Genomic DNA, 21176 nt, shown 5'->3' on the forward strand with positions numbered 1-21176 from the left:
TATTGACAGGGAAGGAGAGGGCATCAAGAATATGCAATCGATTGCACAATAGATCGCGTTGTCGATCAAGCCAGGCTCGGCGTAGCATCGCCGTAGCGGAGGAGAGGCGGCTATGAACATTGCGAACGCGCTGCGGCCCAATATCCTGAAACCCGAGGATCTGTCGCCGAACTGGCGCTGGGAGCGCGCCATCCCCGCCTATGGGCACACCTCCGTCGATTTCGAGCGACGGGTCGATCACGACCGGCTCCGTAAATATCGCCTGGCGCGGGCGCGGCAGGCGCTGAAGAACTCCCAATGCGGCGCGCTGCTGCTCTTCGACGTCAACAACATCCGCTACGTCAGCGGCACCAAGATCGGCGAATGGGAGCGCGACAAGCTCTGCCGCTTTGCTTTGCTGGCGGGCGATAATGAGCCGATCGTCTGGGACTTCGGCTCTGCCGCCATCCACCACAAGGTCTATTGCGACTGGCTGCCGGAGGCGAGCTGGCGCGCTGGTATGCTCGGCATGCGCGGCACCGTGCCGCCGTCCGTCGGGTTGATGAAATTCCACGCCGAGGAGATCATGGATCTGCTGCGGCAGGCCGGCGTCGCCGACATGCAGGTGGGCGTCGATCTGGCCGAGACGGCGATGTTCTTCGAGTTGCAGAAGGTCGGCATGAAGGTCGTCGACGGCCAGCAGATCATGCTGGATGCGCGCGAGATCAAGAACATCGACGAGATCGTGCTGCTCAATCAGGCGGCCGCCATGGTCGATGGCGTCTATCACATGATCCACACGGAGCTGAAGCCGGGCATCCGCGAGAACGACATCGTCGCGCTGGCCAATAAGATGCTCTACGAGATGGGTTCTGACGACGTCGAGGCGATCAACGCCATTTCCGGCGAACGCTGCAACCCGCATCCGCACAATTTCACCGACCGCATCATTCGGCCGGGCGACCAGGCCTTCTTTGACATCCTGCAGTCCTATCAGGGCTATCGAACCTGCTATTACCGCACGTTCAACGTCGGCCGCGCCACCGATGCGCAACGGGATGCCTATAAGAAATGTCGCGAGTGGCTCGACAATGCGATTGCGCTGATCAAGCCGGGCGTGTCCACCGATACGGTCGCGAAAGTGTGGCCGAAGGCGGAAGAGTTTGGCTTCCCGAGCGAGCTGGCGGCTTTCGGCCTGCAATTCGGCCATGGCCTGGGGTTGGCGCTGCACGAGCGCCCGATCATCTCGCGGCTGGTCTCCCTCGACAATCCGATGGAGATCAAGACCGGCATGGTCTTCGCGCTCGAAACCTATTGTCCGGCAACGGACGGCTATTCGGCGGCGCGCATCGAGGAAGAGGTGGTCGTCACCGATCGCGGCTGCCAGGTGATCAGCCTGTTCCCGGCCGAAGAACTGCCGATCGCCAATCGCTACTAAAAACAAGCCGGGAGGTGCGCCGCATGACCGTCGCAGAAGCCATCGTCAATGATGATATCGGCCTCGACAAGCGCCGAGAGCTGTATCGTTCGCAGCTTGAAATCAGACTGTTCGAGAAGCGGGCCTATGATCTGTTTCTGCAGAATCTGGTGAAAGGCACCAGCCATCTGTCGCTTGGACAGGAGGCGATCGCCGCCGGCTTTGCCGGCGCGATGAAGAAAGGCGATCTGTCGTTCTGTACCTATCGCGGCCATGCCCATACTTTGGCGCGTGGCGTTTCGATGGAGAAAGTGCTCGGCGAGCTGATGCAGCGCGACAACGGCCTGATGCGCGGCAAGGGCGGCTCGATGCATCTGACATCGGTCGACCACGGCGTGATGGGCTCCTATGCGATCATCGGCGCGCATTTGCCGATCGCCTGTGGCGCCGCCTGGCGGGCGCAATATCTTGGCCAGGACGATGTGACCGTCTGTTTCTTCGGCGATGGCACAACCAATATCGGGGCGTTTCACGAGGCGGTTAATTTCGCCAAAGTGTGGATGCTGCCGGTGGTCTTCGTCTGCGAAAACAATCTCTATATGGAATATACGCCGATCGGCGATGTCACGGCTGTGGAACATCCAGCGGCTGATCGCGCCGCGGCCTATGGGCTCGAAAGGATTATCGTCGATGGCAATGATGCGGACGCGGTCTATCGCGTCGCGCAGACAGCCTTCGCGAAAGCGCGCGCCGGGCAGGGGCCGTCGCTGATCGAGTGCATGACCTATCGCCATTCCGGTCATTCCCGTGCCGATCCCGGTGCCTATCGCCCCAAGGGCGAGTTGGAGAAATGGCTCAAGCACGATCCGATCAAACTCTATCGCCAGCGGCTCGGCGAGTTCGGCATAGCCGAAGCCGATATCGCCGCCATCGATACGGACGTTGCCAAACAGGTCGATGAGGCGACGGAGGCGTGCAAGGCAGCTGGCCTGCCGCCGGAATCGATCCTCTGCACAGATGTTTATGCCGATGGAGGCTGGGCGTGGCGGAACTGAGCTATCGGGACGCGGTTGCACGCGGCATCGCCCAGGAAATGGAGCGCGACGAACGCGTTGTCTTTCTAGGGGAGGATGTCGCCAAGGCGGGCGGCGTGTTTAAGGCGACGGTCGGGCTTTACGATCGTTTCGGCCCGAAGCGCGTGCGCGATACGCCGATCTCCGAACAGGCCATTCTCGGCGCGGCCATGGGCGCGGCGATGACGGGCTTGCGGCCGATCGCCGAAATCATGTTCTCGGATTTTCTGGCGGTCTGTTTCGACTTCATCGCCAATGAGTTTCCGAAAGTGCGCTACATGACCAACGGACAGCTTGGCTGCCCTCTGGTGGTGCGCACGGGCAATGGGGCTGGATCGCGCTTTGGCGCCCAGCATTCGCAATCGGTCGAAAACTGGTCGATGATGATTCCGGGCCTGAAAGTGGTGGCGCCATCGAGCCCCGCCGATGTGGTCGGACTTCTGGCGGCGGCCGTGCGTGATCCCAATCCGGTGATCTTCTACGAGCACAAGTCGCTTTATGCCGTCAAAGGCGAGGTGCCGGATGGCGAGATCCTCGACACGCTGGGTACGGCGAAAATCCTGCGGCCGGGTCGTGATGCAACGATCGTCGCGCTGGCGCTGATGGTGCCGCGCGCCCTGGAAGCAGCCGAGATTCTGGCCCGCGATCATGGCATTGATTGCGAGGTGATCGACGTGCGCTCGCTGGTGCCGCTCGACACCCAAACAATCCTGGGTTCCATCGTCAAGACTGGCCGTCTGTTCACGGTCGAGGAAAATCCGCGTCTTCTGGGTTGGGGCGCCGAGATCGCCTCAATTGCGGCCGATGAGACCTTCTATGATCTCGATGGACCGATCGTGCGGATCACGACACCGCATATTCCGCTGCCGGCTGCCGATAATCTGGAAGATATCGTGCTGCCGACGCCGGCGCGGATCGTCGAGAAAATCGTTCGCGCGATGAATTGAAAGCGAGGACCCCATGGATGCGAAACCGATCATGGATGTACCCACCGGCCTGTTCATCGGCGGGAAATTTGTCGATGCCTCCGATGGCGGCCGTTTCGACGTCATCAACCCGGCGACCGAGCAGGTTCTGACCTCTGTCGCCAGCGCCACGGTGGAAGACGGCCTGAAGGCGCTCGATGCGGCGGAAGCCGCGTTCGCCGGCTGGGCGCAGCAGACGCCGCGTGCGCGCGCCGAAGTGCTGCGCAAGGCTTATGAGTTGATCATCGCTGATCAAGACCGGCTGGCGCGGATCATCACGCTGGAAAATGGTAAAGCGCTGTCCGATGCACGCGGCGAGATCGCTTATGCAGCGGAATTCTTCCGCTGGTATGCGGAAGAGGCGGTGCGCAATATCGGCGAGGTGATGCGAGCGCCGTCGAGTGGCGCGCGCATTCTGGTGCAGCACAAGCCGATCGGCATCGCCGTTCTGGTGACGCCGTGGAATTTCCCCGCCGCGATGGCGACGCGCAAGATCGGCCCGGCTTTGGCCGCCGGTTGTCCGGTGATCGTCAAGCCGGCTTCGGATACGCCGCTCACGATGCTGGCGCTGATGCCTATTCTGGAAAAGGCTGGCGTGCCGGCTGGCGTCGTCAACGTGCTACCGTCGCGCAAGTCGGGGCCCCTGGTCGATAAGCTTCTGCATGATCCGCGCGCGCGCATCGTCTCCTTCACTGGATCGACTGGCGTTGGACGCACGTTGCTGCATGCAGCCGCCGACAATGTGGTCAATAGCGCCATGGAATTGGGCGGTAATGCACCGTTCATCGTCTGCGCCGATGCGGATATCGATGCCGCGGTCGAAGGCGCGTTGATCGCCAAGATGCGCAATATGGGCGAGGCTTGCACGGCGGCCAATCGCTTCTATGTGCACCACGACGTCCACGATACCTTCGCCGCCAAACTGGCCGAACGTATGCGCAAGATGAAAGTCGGCAATGGCCTAGAGGATGGTGTTGAGGTCGGTGCGTTGGTCAATGCGGAGACGCGCAACAAGGTGGAGCATTTCGTTGGTGATGCTGTCGCCAAGGGCGCAGAGATCGTTACCGGCGGCGAGGTGACGCCTGGCAAGGGCTATTTCTATCCGCCGACGGTATTGGTCAATGTGCCCGATACGGCGGAATGTCTGCGCGATGAAATCTTCGGTCCCGTCGCCGTGTTGCAACGTTTCACTTCGGAAGAGGAAGTGGTGCGCCGCGCCAACGACACGGAATATGGCCTAGTCGCTTATCTTTATACGGCCGATTTGAAACGTGGCCTGGCGCTGAGCGAGAAGCTCGAGTTCGGCATGGTCGGCCTCAACCGCGGCCTGGTTTCCGATCCAGCGGCACCATTTGGCGGCGTGAAGCAATCGGGCATTGGGCGCGAGGGCGCGCACGAAGGCCTGATGGAGTTCTTGGAGACACAATACATCTCCGTTGCTTGGTGATCAGAACTTGGTGATCAGAGAGACAGGGCTGGTTCTATGGACGTTTTGATGCCGCAGTTGGGCGAGACCGTGCGCGAGGGTAAGATCTCGTCGTGGTTCAAGGCGGTCGGCGATCAGATCGTCGCCGGTGATAACCTGTTCGAGATCGAAACCGACAAGGTGTCGATGGAAGTGGAAGCCATCGAATCCGGCATTTTGTCGGAGATCGTCTATGCCGTTGGCGAGACCGTGCCAGTCGGTGCAACTGTCGCGGTGATCGGCAACGGCGTTGCGACAGGAGAGAAGCGCGCCAAGGCGAAAGCCGAAGCGTCTCCGGCCAAGAAAGTGTCGGCGACACCAGCACCGGTTGCGCCAACGCCTGCCGCGCGAAATTCTGCTGTGTCCGCACCCACCGGTGCTCTCGCGACGCGCGGCTTCGCGCCCTTCAATGAAGTGTTCACGCCGACGCGCAACTACGGCAAGGCCCAGGTGGCGCCGGACTTGCGCGCCACACCCCTCGCTCGCCGCTTGATGGTGCAGAACGGGCTCGATCCGGCTCAAGTGGCGACGCACGTGCGCCAGCGTGGTGGCACGCGCGTGGCTGCGGCTGATGTGCACGCGGCAATACAGGCTGGCCCTGCAAGCGGTTTTGCGCCGACAGCGGCTTTGCCGCCGCTGCCAATCACCGGACCGCGCGACCGACACCCCCTTAATAAGGTGCGGCAGCAGACGGCAAAACATTTGACGCGCGCCTGGCAAAGCATTCCGCATGTTCTGCAAACGGTGGAAGTCGACTTTGGTGTGGTGGCCGAGGTGCGCGCGGCGCGCAAACGCGAGTTTGAACAGCAGCACGGCACGAGCCTGAGCTATCTGCCGTTCATCGCCCGGGCGGTGTGCCTGGCAATCCGGCAATGGCCGAAAGTGAATGCGTCGGTCGATGGCAATGAGCTACTGGTGGCGCAGGAAATCAATCTTGGCATTGCGGTTGATCTCAGCCACGAGGGGCTAGTGGTTCCGGTGCTGCGCCATGCGGATCGGCTGAACGTCGTGGGTCTTGCGGCCGGCATCGCCCGTCTGGTTGACGTGGCCCGCGCGGGTAAATTGCGGCCTGACGATCTCGAAGGCGGCACCTATTCGATTTCCAACAATGGCAGTTTCGGCACCTTGTTCACGGCGCCGATCATCAACGCGCCGCAGGTCGCTATTCTGTCGACGGATGCCATTCGCAAGCGACCGGTTGTGGTCGAGACGCAATACGGTGACGCCATCGTCGCGCGTCCGGTCGGCATGTTGGCGCAGAGCTTCGATCATCGGGCTTTCGATGGCGCATATTCGGCGTCGTTCTTGAACGCGGTGAAAACCATCATCGAGACGCGCGACTGGAACGCGGATTTTTAAGAGCCAAAATCCTAACGGCAAGAATCCTAGAGGAATCCCAATGGAGGGGAATATGATTGCGAGCAAAGATCGTTTGGGCTGGATCGGCATGGGCCGCATGGGGACGCCAATGGCGGAGCTTTTGCTGAAGGCCGGCCATGATGTGCAATTGTGGAATCGCACCAAGGCGAAAGCCGAGCCGCTGGCCGCCAAGGGCGCCAAGCTCGTCGATCGGCCGATCGATCTCTCGGGCACCGACATCTTGTTCACCATGGTTTCGACGGGCAAGGATCTCGAGCAGGTCTATTTCGGCGAAGGTGGTGTTGCCACGCGTGGCAAGAACGCTTTGCCGAAGATCTTTGTCGATTGCTCGTCGATCGGCGTTGAGGATTCGGCCAAGATTTCGGCGCGGCTCGGTGAGATGGGCGCGCAGTTTCTGGCGGTGCCGGTGTCGGGCAATGGTAAATGCGTGAAAGCCGGCAAATTGTCGGCGGTGGCCTCTGGTCCGCGCGCGGCTTTCGACGCGGCCAAGCCCTATATCGAAGCGTTCGCGCGCTCGGGCCTGTCCTATGTCGGCGAGGGTGAGCTCGCCCGCATCTGCAAGATCGCTCACAATGTCATGCTGGGCGTGGTCATTCAGAACCTGGCCGAGATCACCATTCTGGCGCAGAAACATGGCGTGCCGCGCCACGCCTTTCTCGACTTCATGAACAACAGCGTCATGGGCTCGACCTTCACCCGCTATAAGAGTAACGCCCTCGTCAATCTCGACTGGACGACGACGTTCACCATGGAACTCTTGCGCAAGGACATGGATCTCGGCCTGACGGCGGCGCGCAAATATGATGTGCCGATGCCGGTCACGGCGGCGACCCGCGAGGCGATCCAGTCGCATTTCGGCGTGGCGACCCTGAAGGCCGATCCGAAGGCCTATCTCGACATGGATTTTGCGACGCTTTTGGAAACCCAGGCATTGGCGTCGGGCGTGTCGCTGAAAAGCGAAGGCGTGCCGGTGCCGACAGGCTTGGAAGTCGACCACTGACTTGCTAGACCCGTCCTGTTGGTCCGCGAGAGCAGGGGCAGGATATGTCGCAACAAGGCGCAAGACTGGCGACGTGCCGTATCGACGGCACGTCCGCATGGGGGCTGGTGCGCGACGACGGTTTCGTCAATCTCGGCGCGCGCCTTGAGGATCGCTATAGGTCCCTGAAGGACGTGGTTGAGGCGGACGCCTTACAGGCGGTCGTCGACAGCGGCCTTAAAGTGGCCGCCGATTTTCCGCTGTCGGCGCTCACCTATCTGCCGCCCGTGTCGCTGCCGCAGAAAATCATCTGCATCGGCGTCAATTATCCTGACCGTAATGAAGAATATAAGGACGGCCAGAACGCCGCGACTTATCCGAGCATTTTCCTGCGCTTTCCAGGTTCCTTCGTCGGGCACGGACAGAATCTGGTGCGCCCGCCCGAGTCAGAGCAACTGGACTATGAGGGCGAGGTGACGCTGGTCATCGGCAAGGCCGGGCGACGCATCGAGCGGGCTCAGGCTTTCGATCACATCGCCGCTGTCACACTTTGCAACGAGGGTACCTTGCGTGACTGGCTGCGCCATTCGCGCTTCAATGTCACGCAAGGCAAGAATTTCGATCGCAGCGGTAGCCTCGGCCCATGGATCGTGCCGTTTTCCGGCGAAGCGCAGATTGCCGATATTCGGCTGACGACGCGGGTGAATGGCGAAGTCCGGCAGGATGATCGCACGTCGCGCATGATCTACGATTTCCGTTATCTGATCTCCTATGTCTCGACTTTCACCACTCTGGTTCCAGGCGATCTGATCGTCACGGGCACGCCGACTGGCGCGGGTGCGCGGTTCTCGCCGCCGATCTGGCTGAAGCCGGGGGATGTGGTTGAAGTGGAGGCCGAAGGCATCGGCCTGCTGCGCAACGGCATCGAGGACGAGACGATCTGAAGGACCGACAATGCTGACACAGGATCAGGTCAAATCCGCCGCTGAGCGTCTCGAACAGGCGGAGAAGACGCGCCAGCAGATCCGCATGATCAGCCTTGATCATCCAGGCATGGATATGGCCGATGCCTATGCGGTGCAGCAGGCCTGGATCGAGATGAAACGGAAGCAGGGCCGCACGATCAAAGGCCACAAGATCGGTCTGACATCCAAGGCCATGCAATCGGCGCTCAATATCGACATGCCGGATTCAGGCGTGCTGCTTGACGACATGTTCTTCCCGGACGCGGGCGATATTCCGACGGATCGTTTCATCGCCACGCGCATCGAAGCTGAATTGGCCTTTGTCCTGAAGTCGCGGCTGGAAGGTCCACATTGCACGCTCTTTGATGTGATCAACGCAACGGATTTCGTTACGCCGGCGTTGGAAATTCTCGACACACGGATTTTGCGGGTCGATCCGCAGACCAAGGCGACGCGCACAGTGTTCGATACGATCGCTGACAATGCCGCCAATGCGGGCATCGTACTGGGCAGCCGGCCGTTCAAGCCGACGGATGTCGATATGCGCTGGGTCGGCGCCATTGTCTTCAAGAATGCCCAGGTCGAGGAGACGGGGCTTGCCGCCGGCGTGCTCAATCATCCCGCCATGGGGATCGCCTGGCTTGCCAATCGCCTGGCTGAGCGCGGCGGGACGCTTGAGCCGGGAGACGTGGTGCTTGCCGGGTCCTTCATTCGCCCCATCGAAGCGCGTAAGGGTGATACGTTTCATGCCGATTACGGTCCGTGGGGGACCGTCAGCTGCCACTTCGCGTGAGGATGCCATGCCGTCGATGACCAACACATTCAAAGCCGCGATCAAGGCGAAAAAGCCGCAGATCGGCCTCTGGCAATCGCTGGCGAGCCCCTACACGACGGAATTGTGCGCCGGCGCTGGCTTCGATTTCCTCGTCATCGATGGCGAACACGCGCCCAACGACATCCCCTCGATCATGGCGCAGCTGCAAGCGATGAAGGGATCGTCTTCCCACGCGATCGTGCGCCCGCCCGTGGGTGAAACCTCGCTCATCAAACAGGTGCTCGATATCGGCGCGCAGACCATTTTGGTGCCGATCGTCGAGACGGTGGAGCAGGCTCAGCAACTGGTCGCGGCCGTGCGCTATCCGCCGCTCGGCGTGCGCGGTGTCGCCGGCCTGACGCGCGCGACGCAGTTCGGCAAGGCCACCAGTTATCTGCAGCGGGCGAATGACGAAGTGTGTTTGCTGGTGCAGGTGGAGACCCGCAAGGGGCTGGATAATCTCAATGAGATCGCGGCGGTCGACGGCGTCGACGGGGTGTTCATTGGCCCGGCCGATCTTTCGGCGGCGCTCGGGCATCTTGGCAATATGTCGCATCCGGAGGTGCGGGCGACGATCGAGGATTGCATGAAGCGGATTGCCGCTGCGGGCAAGGCGCCGGGCATCTTGATGGCTGACGAGGTCTTCGCCCAGCGTTGCCTCGATCTTGGCGCGCTGTTCGTCGCCGTCAATACGGATATCACGCTGTTCGCGCAGAGCGTGTATGCAACAGCGACGAAATACAAACGCGGCTGATCATATCGTTGGAGCCATTTGCGTTTCGAAACGCAAATGGCTCTCTCGCTTGACTAAATCTATGGCGAGAACATCGGCGTGCCGTTGCGTACCGCGTCGGTGATCGCGGCATCAGCTTCCCAGCCCGGACCATCGCGCGTCTGCATGGCCTCGATCTCGGCGAGGATGCGTGGCGCGCCAATGCGGTCGGCCTGGAACATCGGGCCGCCCAACCAGTTCGGCCAGCCATAGCCGTTGACGAAGACGAGATCGATGTCGGAGGCGCGCTGGGCAATGCCTTCGCGCAGCACCTGCGCGCCTTCCTTGGCCATGGCGGCTACGAGGCGGATGCGGATGTCCTCAGTGCTAAACTGGCGCTGCGGCAGGCCACGGGCCTTGGCGGCCTGATCGATCAGGTCGCGGACGACCGCATGCTCCTTGCGTTCGTTGTTTTCATAAAGATACCAGCCAGCGCCGGTCTTCTGGCCGAAATGGCCGGCTTCGCAAATGCGGTCGGCAATGCTGACATAGCGCTCGCTGGGGTCACGCGTCGGCGCGAGCCGTTTGCGCTGCGCCCAGGAGATATCGAGGCCGGACATGTCGAAGACGCGGAACGGACCCATCGGCAGGCCGAAGCTTTCCATGGCTTCGTCGATCTGCCGCGGCGTCGCGCCTTCTTCCAGCATGTATTCGCACTGGCGGCGATACATGGCGTAGATGCGGTTGCCGATGAAGCCCGGGCAGACGCCCGAGACGATCGGCAGTTTGCGCAGCTTCTTGCCCAGAGCAAGTGCTGTGGCCAGAACATCGGGCCGGGTGCGGGCGCAGCGCACCACTTCCAGCAGCCGCATGATGTTGGGCGGCGCGAAGAAATGCATGCCGACCACGCGGTCGGGGCCCGGCGTCACATCGGCGATCAATTCGGGGTCGAGATAGCTGGTGTTGGTGGCAAGGATCGCGTCCGGCCGAACGATTTTCGCCAGCGTCTTGAACAGCGTGCGCTTGACCTCGAGATCGTCGAACACGGCTTCGACGATGAGGTCGCTCGGGGCCAGCGCTTCGAGCGTGTCGCGCACGTCGATGCGTGACAGGCGCTCGGCCGCAGCAGCTTCGCTCAAGCGGCCGGACTTGACCGTGCGGGCATAGATGCCGTCGATGCGGCCCTTGCCGGCTGTCGCCGCAGCCATGTCGCGTTCGGCGACGATCACTTTGTAGCCGGCATCGGCGAAGGCAACTGCAATGCCAGCGCCCATGGTGCCGGCGCCGGCGATGCCGACGGTCGTCACGGGCAGCGCCGCCACACCGTCCAAGCCATCGACCTTGGCAGCGTCGCGCTCGGCAAAGAAAATGTGCCTGAGCGCCATGCCCTGTTCGGAGTGAGTGAGGCGCAGAAAGGCTTCGCGCTCCAGCTTCACCCCGTCGGTCACGGAAACCAGCGGAGCGGCGAGGACGAGGCTTGCGGCTTCCCTGGGGGATTTTTGGCCGCGTGCCTTGCGTTCGATCTCGTTCAACTGGCGCTTGGCTGCTTCAGTGTCGAAAGCCGGCACCGGCCGATCGCTGGTTCGCGTTGGCGCGGTGCCCACACGGCTCTTGGCCAAATCAATGGCGGCTTCAAGTACATCGCCATCCGTGAGAGCGTCGGCGATGCCGAGCGTCTGCGCCTCTTTCGCATCGATCATGCGACCGCTGGAGACAATCTCCATGGCCTTCTCGACACCGGTGAAGCGCGGCAGGCGCTGGGTGCCGCCGGCGCCTGGCACGACGCCGAGTTTAACTTCCGGCAGGCCGAGCTTAGCGTCTTTGCGCAACACACGGGCGTGGGAGGCGAGCGCGATCTCGCAGCCACCGCCCAGCGCCGTGCCATGAACGGCGGCGATCACCGGTTTGGGGCAGGCTTCGATCGCGGCGGTGACTTCGAACAGGATTGGCGAAAGCGGCAGCTTGCCGAATTCGCGAATGTCGGCGCCAGCGACGAAGGTGCGACCGGCGCAGGCAATGACGATGGCATCAACGGCGCTATCGGCGCCGAGACGTTCGATCGCCTCTTTCAGGCCGGCGCGCACCGCCTGCGAGGCGGCATTGACGGGCGGATTGTCGATGGTCGCGATCGCGATGCGATTGCGCGTGCTGACGGAAACGGGTGCGGTCACTGGCCGGCTCGTGAAATCGCGGCCAGAAGATCGCCGGTGCTGCGTTCAAGGGTGGCGCCTGATGTGTCGATCGTCGCATTGGCGCGGGCGTAGAGCGGCTCGCGATTGGTCAGAATGGCGATCAGCTCCTGCATGGCGGTGCGATCGTTCCGATCGCTGGCTGTCGGTCGTAAATCACCCTGATCACGCACGCGTTTCATATGTTCCTCGGGAGTGGTTTTGACCCATACCGTATAGAAAGACGACAGCAGGAGTTCGAAGGACAGGGGCTCGGCGACGATGCCGCCGCCGGTGGCCAGGACCATCGGTTCGTTGGTGTTGATCAGTTCGCGCAGGGCCGCCAGCTCGGCGCGGCGGTACCCATCCTGGCTGTAGAGCCGATAGATTTCGGTGATCGTCAGGCCGAGAGAGCGTTCAATCACCTTGTTGAGTTCGACGAATTTCCAGCCGAGCTTGCGGGCGACGATCTCGCCCAACGTGCTTTTGCCGGCGCCGCGCAGGCCGATCAAGGCGATGCGGTCGGACGGCAGCTTCTCCGCCTGCATGTTGAGCGGCAGGCCCTGGCCCGCGAGGATCGAGCGGGCGCGGGCGATCCGCTCCGGCGCGGCGGTGCGCAGCAGCTCACGCACGGCGAGCCAGTCGGGCGGCGTGTCCATGACGAGATCTTCGACCGGCATGCCCAAAGTGCGGGAGATGCGGCGCAACAGAACAATGGAGACATTGCCGGTGCCGCCTTCGAGCTGGGCGATGTAGCGCTCCGAAATGCCTGATGTCTTGGCGAGCACCTTGCGCGACATGCCGCGAATGGCGCGGATGCGACGGACGCGTTGGCCGAGATCGTTGAGATAGGTTCCATCCGGCACGGTCGCGACCGTCAGCACCGCGGAGGCCGCCGAGGACAAGGACGGCGCGCTGTCCTCTGCTTTCGCAGCAGTCGGGCTACGGGACTGCCCTGGTTTGGGCGGCGCGGAGGAGGGGGAGGAAGGAGGGCTCATGTGCTCAGAAAAATAATACATGTTCAGCCCGGCAGCAATCGACATGTTTGTGTATTATAGTGCGTATCGTCGGTTGCGCGGCGCCGATGTCAGCTCTCCGTTTTGGGCTTTGGATTGTCCGTTCCCGGCTTGAACACATTTCACCTCCCGCCTATAAGCCGGTCACTGCCTCGGCAGATGCGGGTGTAGCTCAATGGTAGAGCAGCAGCCTTCCAAGCTGAATACGAGGGTTCGATTCCCTTCACCCGCTCCAATTTATCTCCATAATTTTAAATGATTTTATCGTCTGGCGGCTGGGGCCGGACGTAAGATGTTTTGCGCCAGGGCGGCACGGCCTTCCGAATCTCTGAGCGGTCTGACATCTCCGCGCGGTCTGGCGAACTCGGCCGACATCGGAGTGTGTGTCCGCTACTGGCCATAGGCGGGTGCGGTCGCGAAAGAGTGACAGCGCTCACGCATCTATTTCTTGCTTTCGCGAGCCATGTCGCCGAGCCTGCGCTCGCTCGGGGGGCACAGGAAGACGGCGCATCATGGTTCTCTCGCCCCGGAGGCTGCTGGCCGGGGGCATTGCCTTGGCCCTGTCGGTACCGGCGTTGGCGGCAAGTCGTTGGAGCATCGATCCCGCCCGCACCACCATCGGTTTTGTGATCGATTCAACAGCTTGGCCACGCACACAAGGCACCTTTAATGCCTTTTCGGGCCGGATTTCGCTTGATTTCGAACATCCCGAGCGCAGTCGGGTCGATTTCACCGTCCAGGCCGCGTCGGTCGAGGTTGGTTCAAACGCCATGAACGATTACTTGCGTAGCGAGGTCTTCTTCAATGCAGCGCGCTATCCGGCCATCAGCTTCGCCTCCACCCATGTCGAGAAACTCGGTCCCCGTCTCGTCCATGTCACCGGCAACCTGACCCTGCTTGGTGTCACTCGGCCGATCAACATCAATGTCGAGGTCGATCAGCGCAAGGGCGGAGAAAGGGTCGGGTTCAGCGCGACCGGCAGCCTGAGCCGCTCCGCCTACGGCATGAATTCGGGCGTGCCAATTATCAGCGACACGGTCCACATCACCGTCGTCACCGAAGCCAGGCAGGATTAACAGCAGCATGCAGTGGCGCAACACCACCGGGCAATGGGGGGCGCTGCCGAAGGGCCAGCATTGGCTCGGCGCCGCGCTGATTCTCGCCATGCTCTATCTCGGCTACGACATGACGCACTGGATCGCCGGTTCGGCGGCGCGCTTCGATGCCTACCAATTGCACAAGTCGATCGGTTTCTGCCTGCTGGCGCTGACGCTACTGCGCGGCCTCTGGTTGCTTTGCGATCCGGGTCCGGTCTTGCCTGAGAGCATCCCGGCCTGGGAGCGTCGTGCCAGCCTTATCGGCCATGGCACGCTCTACGCCTTGGTTTTTGCCATGCTCCTGTCGGGCTGGCTGATGGTCTCCGCCGCGCCGCTGCCGGTCCCGAGCCGGGTTTTCGGCCTCGTCACCGTGCCTAACCTCGTTCGGCCGAATGCGGCCCTGTTTACGTGGAGCAAGACGGCCCATGAGCTTCTCAGCCAGCTGCTGATGACAGCGATCATCCTGCATGTAATAGCCGCACTCAAGCATCACTTCATTGATGGCAACGATATACTCAAGCGTATCCTGCCCTTCGGGGGCCCCGGCGGGGCAGGCTGAGCCGTGACGTCGCCGGCAATCAGCCGCCGAACATTGTCGGCCTTGCGCAAGAGGGGAAAGTTTTCTCGATCCGGTCTGGCACGCAATCAGCCCTTTGCCCTTGAGCAAAAGGCTGCCGATCGGTCATCCATTCATTCGGCTGTCGTGGTTAGTGAGATGGCGTTTGGCCGTGCCATATCACGGCTTCTTCCCTTGAGGCGTTTGGATCTTCGACGACGCGGGCGCAGCGCGCATATAGTTTTAAAACGCTATCGACTTCGTTGTCGTCGGCTCCGATCAGATAGCCCATGAGCTTGAAGGCGATTTCTTCTCTTTTGGTGTTGGCTTCCGGTTCGGCATCGTAAGGCATTAGACAGGCCCCCGATGGTTGTTGGCATTGAAGTGCAACACAAGCTTCCCAGATTCGGCGCGCTCATGGGCGGCTCTTTTCTGGTGGGCGCCAGGCCTGCGTGAGAGGCGACACGTTCCAGTGGCGCATCACGGTCTTGGCCTGAGAGCGGCTCGGTCAGCCCACTCTCATATTTTCAATACATTAGATCTGTTTTGGCCTTTAGCCGGACAACAGCTCACTTTTGAACGCTGTGATAGGCAATAAGGACGGCAACCGCAGTTGCCCCGCCGATGAACAGGAAGGAAAACAGGTAGATCGCGAAATCCGTTTCGGCTGAAAAATGCATTTGCGCCACTCTCATGCGCAATCCCCGCTTCTGAAGTCCCTTTATCGGTGGCGGTTGCATAGTGCCGAAGGTCATAGGATCGGGAACTGTCGAAAAATGACCGGATGCCAGTGGAATGTTGTCGAAGGCACTTGCGCCTTCGCACCGATGCGGCAGAATGGGGGTATGATAAAGCTCTCGATCGCCGTCAGCATCATCGCGCTCACGCTCACTGGGTGCGCGTCGTCCCCCCCACCCGCGTCTGCGCCAATCCAAGGTCAGGCCAAGCGGATTCAGCGCGATGGCGGGCAGCTCGTGCTGCCTGACGGTGCGCGTGTGACGCCCGATGCCAGCGGCGGTTTCACCCTGCCGAATGGCGATCGGGTGAATCGCGACCGGAGCGGCGCGCTGGTCCTGAAGACAGGCGCGCGTTGCTTGCCTGATCCGGCGGGCTATAGCTGCCCCTGATCCGCTTCACTCTTCAGCTTCGGACGGGCGCCGCATAGGCCGGCGCTTTGCGCAGGCGTTCCATGGGAAAGCCTGCGACCTCCTCACATAGTTTGAGTAGCGCATCGGACGCGCGGTCCATCAGGATTTCGCCGCGCAGTGCATCCGCTGCCGTGGCATCGCCACAGGCGCCTTCCGTGCAGAGATCCTGCGCTTGCCAGCCAAAGCCGACCGCGCCTTCCGGCGTCAGCAGGCCACCGGCCTTTTCCAGTTCGACGGAGAGAGGCACGAAGTTTTTCGCATATTCCATCCGTACCAGACCGGGATGGATGGCGAGCATGACGCTGGTTTCGATTTCGCCACCATGAATGCCGTGGGTGCGTTCGTGTTTATCGAAGAGATCGTTCTCTTGCGTGATCCGGCCCCACATGGTGCCGACCGCCAGCATGCCATGGCGGATGCGCAGTTCGCGGCAAACCATTTCAACCAGTTGCGGCTGGCCACCATGGGCGTTGACGATCAGCAGGCGCTCGATGCCGGCGCGGTGGACCGAAGCGCCGATTTCCAGCCACATATTGGCGAGTGTTTCCCGAGTGAAGGTGAGGGTGCCCGGAAAGGCGGTATGTTCTTGCGATAGGCCGACGTTCAATGCCGGCAGAAGCAGCACCGGCGTCGTCTCGCTCATCTTGGTGACTGTGCGTTCCACCACGGCATTGATGATGGCGGCATCGACCCGCACCGGTAGGTGTGGGCCATGCTGTTCGACGGCGCCGACCGGGAGCACGGCGACGATGCGGGTCATATCGAGGCTGGCGAAATCGCGCGTGGAAAGATCCCACCACCAATGCGACGGCAGTTTCTGCCTGAGCGGCTGGTTCATGCCATGGCTCCCGCCGCGACAAGCGCCTGAAGATCGGCCTTGGAAATCTTGCCGGTCGGCGTCATCGGCAATTCGTCGACGATGCGAATCTCAAGCGGCGACAGATCGTAGTCGACGCGGCCGGCGATCGCGGCCTTGAGGCTCTTACCATCGGTCGAGGCGTCGTCGGTCACTGTCACGAAGGCGGTTGGCAATTGGCCACTGCCATTGGGGAGGCCGATGAGCGCGGCCTGGCGCACGCCGGCTTGTTCGCACAGAGCTTCCTCGACATCTCGCGGATACCAGGCGATGCCATCGACGGTGATGAGTTCGGCGCGGCGGCTGCGCAGGGTGATGTAACCCTCTGTGTCGATGACGCCGAGGTCGCCGGTGCGCAGCCAGCCGCCACGGGTCGCTTCGGCGGTTTTTTCCGGGTTGCCCCAATACCCTTTCATGAAGCCGCCAGTCAGGGCGATATCGCCGATTTCGCCAGGCTGCGCCGGCTTGTCGTCGGGGCCGAAGATGCGCACTTCCTTGTCGGGCAGGGGCGGGCCGATGCGCACGAGATCGGCGCCATCGGGCACGAGTTCGGGATAGCCCAGCGCCACGAAGCCGCCGAGCTCGCTTTGGCCATAGCTTTCGACGATCGGCAGGCCGAGCTTGTCGCGCCAGGCTGCCTTCAGAGTCGGCGGCAGCGGGCCGCCGCCGGTCAGAGCCATGCGCAGCTTGCCGGGCGAGCGTCTGCGCTTTTCCGATTCACGCAGCACTTCGTCGAGCAAGGTTGGATTGCCGACGAGCACGGTGGCAGCGGCAGCATCGACGGCATCCCAGCCTGTTGCCGGTGTCCATTTGCCCATCACGTGGATGCTGGCACCAGCCGACAGCGGCGGCAGCAGGTTGCCGACAAGCTGGTAAGAGCTGGAGAGCGCCGTCGGCCCAAAGGAAACATCATGGGCGCGGATTTGTAGGCGCTCGGCGATGCAGCGGGAGGCGCGGATCGTTGGCTCATGGCAAAGGCAGGCGCCCTTCGGCTTACCGGTGGTGCCGGAGGTGTAGGAAAGATGAGCGATGGCGCTCTCGTCGCCTGGATCCGGCGGTGGTGCGAAGCCGGCGGCCATCAGCTCAGGTAGCGACAGGGCGCCGGCCTGCGGACCATCCATGCAGATCAGCGTTTTGACGGCGGGCACGGCGCGCTGGGCGCGCAGCACCACGTCATGCAGGTCATGGGTGTAGATCACCACCTTCGGTTCGTGATCGGCCCAATAATATTCGAGATCGTCGGCGAATTTGACATTCACCAGCGCCGCGATCGCGCCGATACGCCAGGCGCCAAGCATGGCGAGGAGATAGTCCATGCCGTTATGGGCGAAGACGCCGACCCGGTCGCCCTTGCGCACGCCGCAATCGTGCAAGAGGCCGGCCATACGCTCCATCTGCGTGACGGCCTGCGCATAGGTAAGGGATTTGTCGCGATCGACCCAGCGCAGGGCCAATTTGTCGGGAGTGCGTTGAGCGGTGTCGCTCACAAGTCGATGCATCAGCATGTGGAATTCGACCCAAGTTAAGCCAGCGCAAAATGGCGCGCGTTCTTACCTCAACCGAAAACCGGGGCTTTTCGCCATATCGTGGCGCCTATAGGCACTATTAAGCACTAGCTAGACAGTTTTTGTTGGCGTTCTCCGGTGGATTTGCGACAACAGGGACAAGCAAGGACGAGGAACCAAGGTCACTGTCATGGGCATTTTGATCAACGGCGTATGGACGGGCGAACGATTGGCGCAGGAGACCGGTAAGTCCGGTGAATTCCTGCGGGCGGACAGCGCCTTCCGCGACCGGATCAGCGCTGATGGCAGTTCTGCTTTCCCGGCCGAGGCTGGGCGCTATCATCTCTACGTGACCTATGGCTGCCCGTGGGCGCATCGTACTTTGCTTTATCGTGCCGCCAAGGGGCTTGAGGAGGCGATCAGCGTCAGCTGGGGGCTGCCCGACGAGCGCACCTATGGCTGGACCTTCGGTCGCCCGCAGCGCTGGCCGGAGTGCAATGGCGATGAGGTGAACGGCTTCACCTATCTGCATCAGGCCTATACGGCGGCGAAGCCTAGCTATACCGGCAAGGTGACGGTGCCGACCCTGTGGGACAAAACGACGGGGCAAATCGTCAACAATGAATCCTCGGAAATCATCCGCATGTTCAATACGGAGTTCCGTGGCACTGCCGGCAATGACAAGGATTTCTATCCGGTGCATCTGCGCGACGCGATCGATGCGATGAACGCGAAGGTCTATGCTAACGTCAACAACGGCGTTTATCGCTGCGGTTTCGCTCAATCACAGCAGGCCTACGAACAAGCCTTCGACGATGTGTTCCGTGTGCTCGACGAGTTGGAAGAGCTGTTGGACAAGCAGCGCTATCTCTGCGGCACGGAGATCACCGAGGCGGACTGGCGGCTGTTGCCGACCTTGGTGCGCTTCGACGTTGCTTACTTCCCGCTGTTCAAGTGCAACCGCCAGCGCATCGCCGACTATCGCAATCTGTCGAATTACATGCGCGAGCTTTGCCAATATCCAGGCGTTATGGCGACCGTGAAGCCTCGTCACTATATCGCCAATTACTATTCCATCACGCGGCTTAATCCGACCGGCATTATCCCGAAGGGAACGCCGGTGGATTACGCGGCGCCTCACGATCGGGCCCGGTTGCCGGGCTGATCTTATTGAAGGATCGTTCATATGGCGGAGCGGAAATCGGCTCTTATCGTTGGGGCGGGAAGCGGGCTCAGCGCCTCGCTGGCACGGCTATTGGCGCGCGAGGGGTGGGCTGTCGGTCTTGCGGCGCGCAATGCCTACAAATTGTCGGCGCTTTCAGCGGAAGCGGGCGCGCGCGCCTGGAGTTGCGATGCGACCGATCCAGCGGCGGTGGCCAAACTGTTCGACGAGGTCGATGCGACGCTCGGGCCGCCCGACGTGGTTGTTTACAATGCCAGCGCGCGGGCGCGGGGCACAATCGCTGAACTCGTGCCGGAAGAGGTGCGCCAGGCGATCGAGGTCTCGGCTTTTGGCGGCTTTCTGGTGGCGCAGCAGGCGGCGCGGCGCATGTTGGCAAAAGGGCAGGGCTCGATCCTGTTCACTGGCGCTTCGGCCAGCGTGAAGGGCTTTCCCCAGTCGGCGGCATTCGCCATGGGCAAATTCGCTTTGCGCGGATTGGCCCAGAGCATGGCGCGGGAACTGGCGCCCAAGGGCATTCACGTGGCGCATTTCGTTATCGATGGCGGTATTGCGCGGGACGGTCGCACGCCGCCTTCGGAGGCGCCCGATGCGCTGCTTGATCCCGATGCGATCGCGCAATCCTATCTGCAGATCATTCGCCAGCCGCGCAATGCCTGGACTTGGGAGATTGAGTTGCGGCCGTGGGTCGAGAAATTCTAACGCTCAGAAAGCGGGTGGCGGCACGTGTCGCGCCGCCACCGTATTCGATTAGTGGGCGGTGGTGCCCCACACGTCCTGCGCCACTTCGGCAACGAGTTCGAGCTTCTTCTTCTCGATCTCTTCGGTAAGGCGATTGCCGGGCGCGCTGGAGGCGAAGCCGCATTGCGGGCTCAGGCACAGCTGGTCGAGCGCGATATATTTCGAGGCTTCCTCGATCCGCTTCTTCAGCACGTCCTTCGACTCGAGCGCTGCTTCCTTCGAGCTGATCAGGCCGAGCACGAGTTTCTTCTTGCCCTTGGGGAAGAAGCGCAGGGGTGCGAAGCCGCCGGCGCGCTCGGTGTCATATTCAAGGAAGAAGCCATCGACTTCGGTGACGTTGAACAGCGCGTCGGCGACAGAATCATAGCCGCCTTCCGCCATCCACATGCTGTTGTGATTGCCGCGGCAGGTGTGCAGCGTCACCGTCAGCTTGTCGTCGCGGCCAGCGATCAGGCCATTGATGATGCGGGCGTAGGTTTCCGGCAGTTTGTCGGGGTCGAGCCCATCGGACACCATCTGCTTGCGCACGCCAGCGTCGCACATGGTGGCGAAGGAGACGTCGTCGAGCTGTAGATAGGTACAGCCGGCGGCGACGAGATCGGCGACTTCGGCGCGATAGGCTTTGGTCATATCGGCCCAGAACTCATCTTGATTGGGATAGGCCGCATCGGCGATCACCTTTTTGCCGCCGCGCATATGCATATAGGTCGGCGAGGGGATGCAGAACTTCGGCGTCTTGGTCGTCACCGACTTCAGGAATTTGAAGTGATCGACCATGATCGGCTTTGAACGACCGACCTTGCCGGTGACGGCGATCATCGAGCTCGTGCTCTCGGTTTCGCCCGCGGTACCCTTGAAGCTGACAGCGTAGTCGCTCTTGGTCGCCTCGATGCCGTCGAAACCGGTGAGGAAATCGACGTGCCAGATGGCGCGGCGGATTTCTCCGTCGGTGATGGCGTGCATGCCGGCGGCTTCCTGTAGTTTCACCACATCGCGAATGGCGTCGTCTTCGACCGCGCGCAGCGCATGGGCGTCGATCTCGCCACGCGCCTTCTTGGCGCGGGCTTCCTTCACCGCCGGCGGCCGCAGCAGGCTGCCGACGTGATCAGCGCGGAATGGTCCTTGAGACATATCAGTTCTTCCCTGTGAGAGAATGTTTG

Annotated in this window: 21 protein-coding genes and 1 tRNA gene; 15 read left to right on the forward strand and 7 right to left on the reverse strand. The window is 61.8% G+C overall.

Annotated elements, in window-relative coordinates; genetic code table 11:
- Window positions 1–112: 112 nt before the first annotated feature.
- Genes BLW50_RS03165 through BLW50_RS03205 form a run of 9 tightly spaced genes read left to right on the forward strand, consistent with a single transcriptional unit; the run spans window position 113 to window position 9791 of the window.
- Window positions 113–1417: a M24 family metallopeptidase gene (locus tag BLW50_RS03165; protein ID WP_090697259.1), complete on the forward strand. Its 1305-nt coding sequence runs from the start codon at window positions 113–115 to the stop codon at window positions 1415–1417.
- 23 nt (window positions 1418–1440) lie between these two features.
- Window positions 1441–2451, forward strand: a complete 1011-nt coding sequence (locus tag BLW50_RS03170; RefSeq protein ID WP_090697262.1) for a thiamine pyrophosphate-dependent dehydrogenase E1 component subunit alpha — start codon at window positions 1441–1443, stop codon at window positions 2449–2451.
- The gene (locus BLW50_RS03175) at window positions 2439–3416 is read left to right on the forward strand and encodes an alpha-ketoacid dehydrogenase subunit beta (protein ID WP_090697266.1); all 978 of its coding nucleotides are present in this window, start codon (window positions 2439–2441) and stop codon (window positions 3414–3416) included. Before BLW50_RS03170 ends, BLW50_RS03175 begins: the two co-directional genes overlap by 13 nt.
- A 13-nt stretch (window positions 3417–3429) precedes the next feature.
- Complete coding sequence (locus BLW50_RS03180) at window positions 3430–4881, forward strand: NAD-dependent succinate-semialdehyde dehydrogenase (protein WP_210186025.1); 1452 nt, start codon at window positions 3430–3432, stop codon at window positions 4879–4881.
- Between the two features lie 36 nt (window positions 4882–4917).
- Window positions 4918–6258, forward strand: a complete 1341-nt coding sequence (locus BLW50_RS03185; RefSeq protein ID WP_090697270.1) for a dihydrolipoamide acetyltransferase family protein — start codon at window positions 4918–4920, stop codon at window positions 6256–6258.
- A 52-nt stretch (window positions 6259–6310) separates the two neighbouring features.
- Window positions 6311–7279: an NAD(P)-dependent oxidoreductase gene (locus tag BLW50_RS03190; RefSeq protein WP_090697273.1), complete on the forward strand. Its 969-nt coding sequence runs from the start codon at window positions 6311–6313 to the stop codon at window positions 7277–7279.
- Window positions 7280–7323: 44 nt separating this feature from the next.
- On the forward strand, window positions 7324–8202 hold the full coding sequence (locus BLW50_RS03195; protein WP_090697277.1) for a fumarylacetoacetate hydrolase family protein: 879 nt from the start codon (window positions 7324–7326) through the stop codon (window positions 8200–8202).
- Window positions 8203–8212: 10 nt separating this feature from the next.
- Window positions 8213–9016 (forward strand): 2-oxo-hept-4-ene-1,7-dioate hydratase, encoded by an 804-nt coding sequence (gene hpaH / locus BLW50_RS03200; RefSeq protein WP_090697280.1) that lies wholly within the window; start codon window positions 8213–8215, stop codon window positions 9014–9016.
- Window positions 9017–9023: 7 nt separating this feature from the next.
- Window positions 9024–9791: an aldolase/citrate lyase family protein gene (locus tag BLW50_RS03205; protein WP_090697283.1), complete on the forward strand. Its 768-nt coding sequence runs from the start codon at window positions 9024–9026 to the stop codon at window positions 9789–9791.
- A gap of 59 nt (window positions 9792–9850) precedes the next feature.
- On the opposite strand, the gene BLW50_RS03210 is transcribed toward BLW50_RS03205, so the two are convergent.
- Both BLW50_RS03210 and BLW50_RS03215 read right to left on the reverse strand, forming a co-directional pair.
- Window positions 9851–11920 (reverse strand): 3-hydroxyacyl-CoA dehydrogenase NAD-binding domain-containing protein, encoded by a 2070-nt coding sequence (locus BLW50_RS03210; protein ID WP_090697287.1) that lies wholly within the window; start codon window positions 11918–11920, stop codon window positions 9851–9853.
- Window positions 11917–12798, reverse strand: a complete 882-nt coding sequence (locus tag BLW50_RS03215; RefSeq protein WP_244544437.1) for a helix-turn-helix transcriptional regulator — start codon at window positions 12796–12798, stop codon at window positions 11917–11919. The genes BLW50_RS03210 and BLW50_RS03215 overlap by 4 nt, the downstream gene beginning before the upstream one ends.
- Before the next feature lie 296 nt (window positions 12799–13094).
- On the opposite strand from BLW50_RS03215, the gene BLW50_RS03220 reads away from it, so the two are divergent.
- From BLW50_RS03220 to BLW50_RS03230, 3 genes are all read left to right on the forward strand, one after another.
- A tRNA-Gly gene (locus tag BLW50_RS03220) sits at window positions 13095–13168 on the forward strand.
- A gap of 277 nt (window positions 13169–13445) precedes the next feature.
- On the forward strand, window positions 13446–14009 hold the full coding sequence (locus BLW50_RS03225) for a YceI family protein (protein ID WP_090697291.1): 564 nt from the start codon (window positions 13446–13448) through the stop codon (window positions 14007–14009).
- A gap of 7 nt (window positions 14010–14016) precedes the next feature.
- Window positions 14017–14589, forward strand: coding sequence for a cytochrome b (locus tag BLW50_RS03230; RefSeq protein WP_090697295.1), 573 nt, complete (start codon window positions 14017–14019; stop codon window positions 14587–14589).
- 148 nt (window positions 14590–14737) lie between these two features.
- Here the strand turns inward: BLW50_RS03230 and BLW50_RS03235 are convergent, their stop codons facing one another.
- Together BLW50_RS03235 and BLW50_RS03240 are read right to left on the reverse strand one after the other, a co-directional pair.
- The gene (locus tag BLW50_RS03235; protein ID WP_090697298.1) at window positions 14738–14938 is read right to left on the reverse strand and encodes a hypothetical protein; all 201 of its coding nucleotides are present in this window, start codon (window positions 14936–14938) and stop codon (window positions 14738–14740) included.
- A 217-nt stretch (window positions 14939–15155) separates the two neighbouring features.
- Window positions 15156–15341 carry a hypothetical protein gene (locus BLW50_RS03240; protein WP_090697300.1) on the reverse strand — a complete coding sequence of 62 codons (186 nt, stop codon included), beginning with the start codon at window positions 15339–15341 and terminating at the stop codon, window positions 15156–15158.
- A gap of 90 nt (window positions 15342–15431) precedes the next feature.
- Here BLW50_RS03240 and BLW50_RS03245 point away from each other — a divergent pair, with 90 nt between their 5' ends.
- Window positions 15432–15713 carry a hypothetical protein gene (locus BLW50_RS03245; protein ID WP_139267444.1) on the forward strand — a complete coding sequence of 94 codons (282 nt, stop codon included), beginning with the start codon at window positions 15432–15434 and terminating at the stop codon, window positions 15711–15713.
- A 13-nt stretch (window positions 15714–15726) separates the two neighbouring features.
- Here the strand turns inward: BLW50_RS03245 and BLW50_RS03250 are convergent, their stop codons facing one another.
- Window positions 15727–16572 (reverse strand): creatininase family protein, encoded by an 846-nt coding sequence (locus BLW50_RS03250; RefSeq protein WP_090697305.1) that lies wholly within the window; start codon window positions 16570–16572, stop codon window positions 15727–15729.
- Window positions 16569–18095 (reverse strand): class I adenylate-forming enzyme family protein, encoded by a 1527-nt coding sequence (locus BLW50_RS03255; protein ID WP_090697308.1) that lies wholly within the window; start codon window positions 18093–18095, stop codon window positions 16569–16571. The genes BLW50_RS03250 and BLW50_RS03255 overlap by 4 nt, the downstream gene beginning before the upstream one ends.
- 190 nt (window positions 18096–18285) lie before the next feature.
- Between BLW50_RS03255 and BLW50_RS03260 the strand changes: the two genes are divergently transcribed.
- Both BLW50_RS03260 and BLW50_RS03265 read left to right on the forward strand, forming a co-directional pair.
- A complete protein-coding gene (locus BLW50_RS03260; RefSeq protein ID WP_090697310.1) occupies window positions 18286–19260 on the forward strand; it encodes a glutathione S-transferase family protein in 975 nt (324 codons plus the stop codon).
- Window positions 19261–19281: 21 nt separating this feature from the next.
- A complete protein-coding gene (locus tag BLW50_RS03265; protein ID WP_090697313.1) occupies window positions 19282–19977 on the forward strand; it encodes an SDR family NAD(P)-dependent oxidoreductase in 696 nt (231 codons plus the stop codon).
- Window positions 19978–20025: 48 nt separating this feature from the next.
- On the opposite strand, the gene BLW50_RS03270 is transcribed toward BLW50_RS03265, so the two are convergent.
- Complete coding sequence (locus tag BLW50_RS03270; protein WP_090697316.1) at window positions 20026–21147, reverse strand: 5-methyltetrahydropteroyltriglutamate--homocysteine S-methyltransferase; 1122 nt, start codon at window positions 21145–21147, stop codon at window positions 20026–20028.
- Between the last annotated feature and the right edge of the window lie 29 nt (window positions 21148–21176).

The sequence above is a fragment of the Beijerinckia sp. 28-YEA-48 genome (assembly GCF_900104955.1).
GTDB lineage: Bacteria > Pseudomonadota > Alphaproteobacteria > Rhizobiales > Beijerinckiaceae > Terripilifer.

Excerpts from the sequence above, each read along its gene's own strand:
- BLW50_RS03165 (WP_090697259.1), top strand. The coding sequence starts at position 113 with ATGAACATTGCGAACGCGCTGCGGCCCAATATCCTGAAACCCGAGGAT.
- BLW50_RS03170 (WP_090697262.1), top strand. The coding sequence starts at position 1,441 with ATGACCGTCGCAGAAGCCATCGTCAATGATGATATCGGCCTCGACAAG.
- BLW50_RS03180 (WP_210186025.1), top strand. The coding sequence starts at position 3,430 with ATGGATGCGAAACCGATCATGGATGTACCCACCGGCCTGTTCATCGGC.
- BLW50_RS03185 (WP_090697270.1), top strand. The coding sequence starts at position 4,918 with ATGGACGTTTTGATGCCGCAGTTGGGCGAGACCGTGCGCGAGGGTAAG.
- BLW50_RS03190 (WP_090697273.1), top strand. The coding sequence starts at position 6,311 with ATGATTGCGAGCAAAGATCGTTTGGGCTGGATCGGCATGGGCCGCATG.
- BLW50_RS03195 (WP_090697277.1), top strand. The coding sequence starts at position 7,324 with ATGTCGCAACAAGGCGCAAGACTGGCGACGTGCCGTATCGACGGCACG.
- hpaH (WP_090697280.1), top strand. The coding sequence starts at position 8,213 with ATGCTGACACAGGATCAGGTCAAATCCGCCGCTGAGCGTCTCGAACAG.
- BLW50_RS03205 (WP_090697283.1), top strand. The coding sequence starts at position 9,024 with ATGCCGTCGATGACCAACACATTCAAAGCCGCGATCAAGGCGAAAAAG.
- BLW50_RS03225 (WP_090697291.1), top strand. The coding sequence starts at position 13,446 with ATGGTTCTCTCGCCCCGGAGGCTGCTGGCCGGGGGCATTGCCTTGGCC.
- BLW50_RS03230 (WP_090697295.1), top strand. The coding sequence starts at position 14,017 with ATGCAGTGGCGCAACACCACCGGGCAATGGGGGGCGCTGCCGAAGGGC.
- BLW50_RS03235 (WP_090697298.1), bottom strand. The coding sequence starts at position 14,938 with ATGCCTTACGATGCCGAACCGGAAGCCAACACCAAAAGAGAAGAAATC.
- BLW50_RS03240 (WP_090697300.1), bottom strand. The coding sequence starts at position 15,341 with ATGACCTTCGGCACTATGCAACCGCCACCGATAAAGGGACTTCAGAAG.
- BLW50_RS03245 (WP_139267444.1), top strand. The coding sequence starts at position 15,432 with ATGATAAAGCTCTCGATCGCCGTCAGCATCATCGCGCTCACGCTCACT.
- BLW50_RS03250 (WP_090697305.1), bottom strand. The coding sequence starts at position 16,572 with ATGAACCAGCCGCTCAGGCAGAAACTGCCGTCGCATTGGTGGTGGGAT.
- BLW50_RS03255 (WP_090697308.1), bottom strand. The coding sequence starts at position 18,095 with ATGCTGATGCATCGACTTGTGAGCGACACCGCTCAACGCACTCCCGAC.
- BLW50_RS03260 (WP_090697310.1), top strand. The coding sequence starts at position 18,286 with ATGGGCATTTTGATCAACGGCGTATGGACGGGCGAACGATTGGCGCAG.
- BLW50_RS03265 (WP_090697313.1), top strand. The coding sequence starts at position 19,282 with ATGGCGGAGCGGAAATCGGCTCTTATCGTTGGGGCGGGAAGCGGGCTC.
- BLW50_RS03270 (WP_090697316.1), bottom strand. The coding sequence starts at position 21,147 with ATGTCTCAAGGACCATTCCGCGCTGATCACGTCGGCAGCCTGCTGCGG.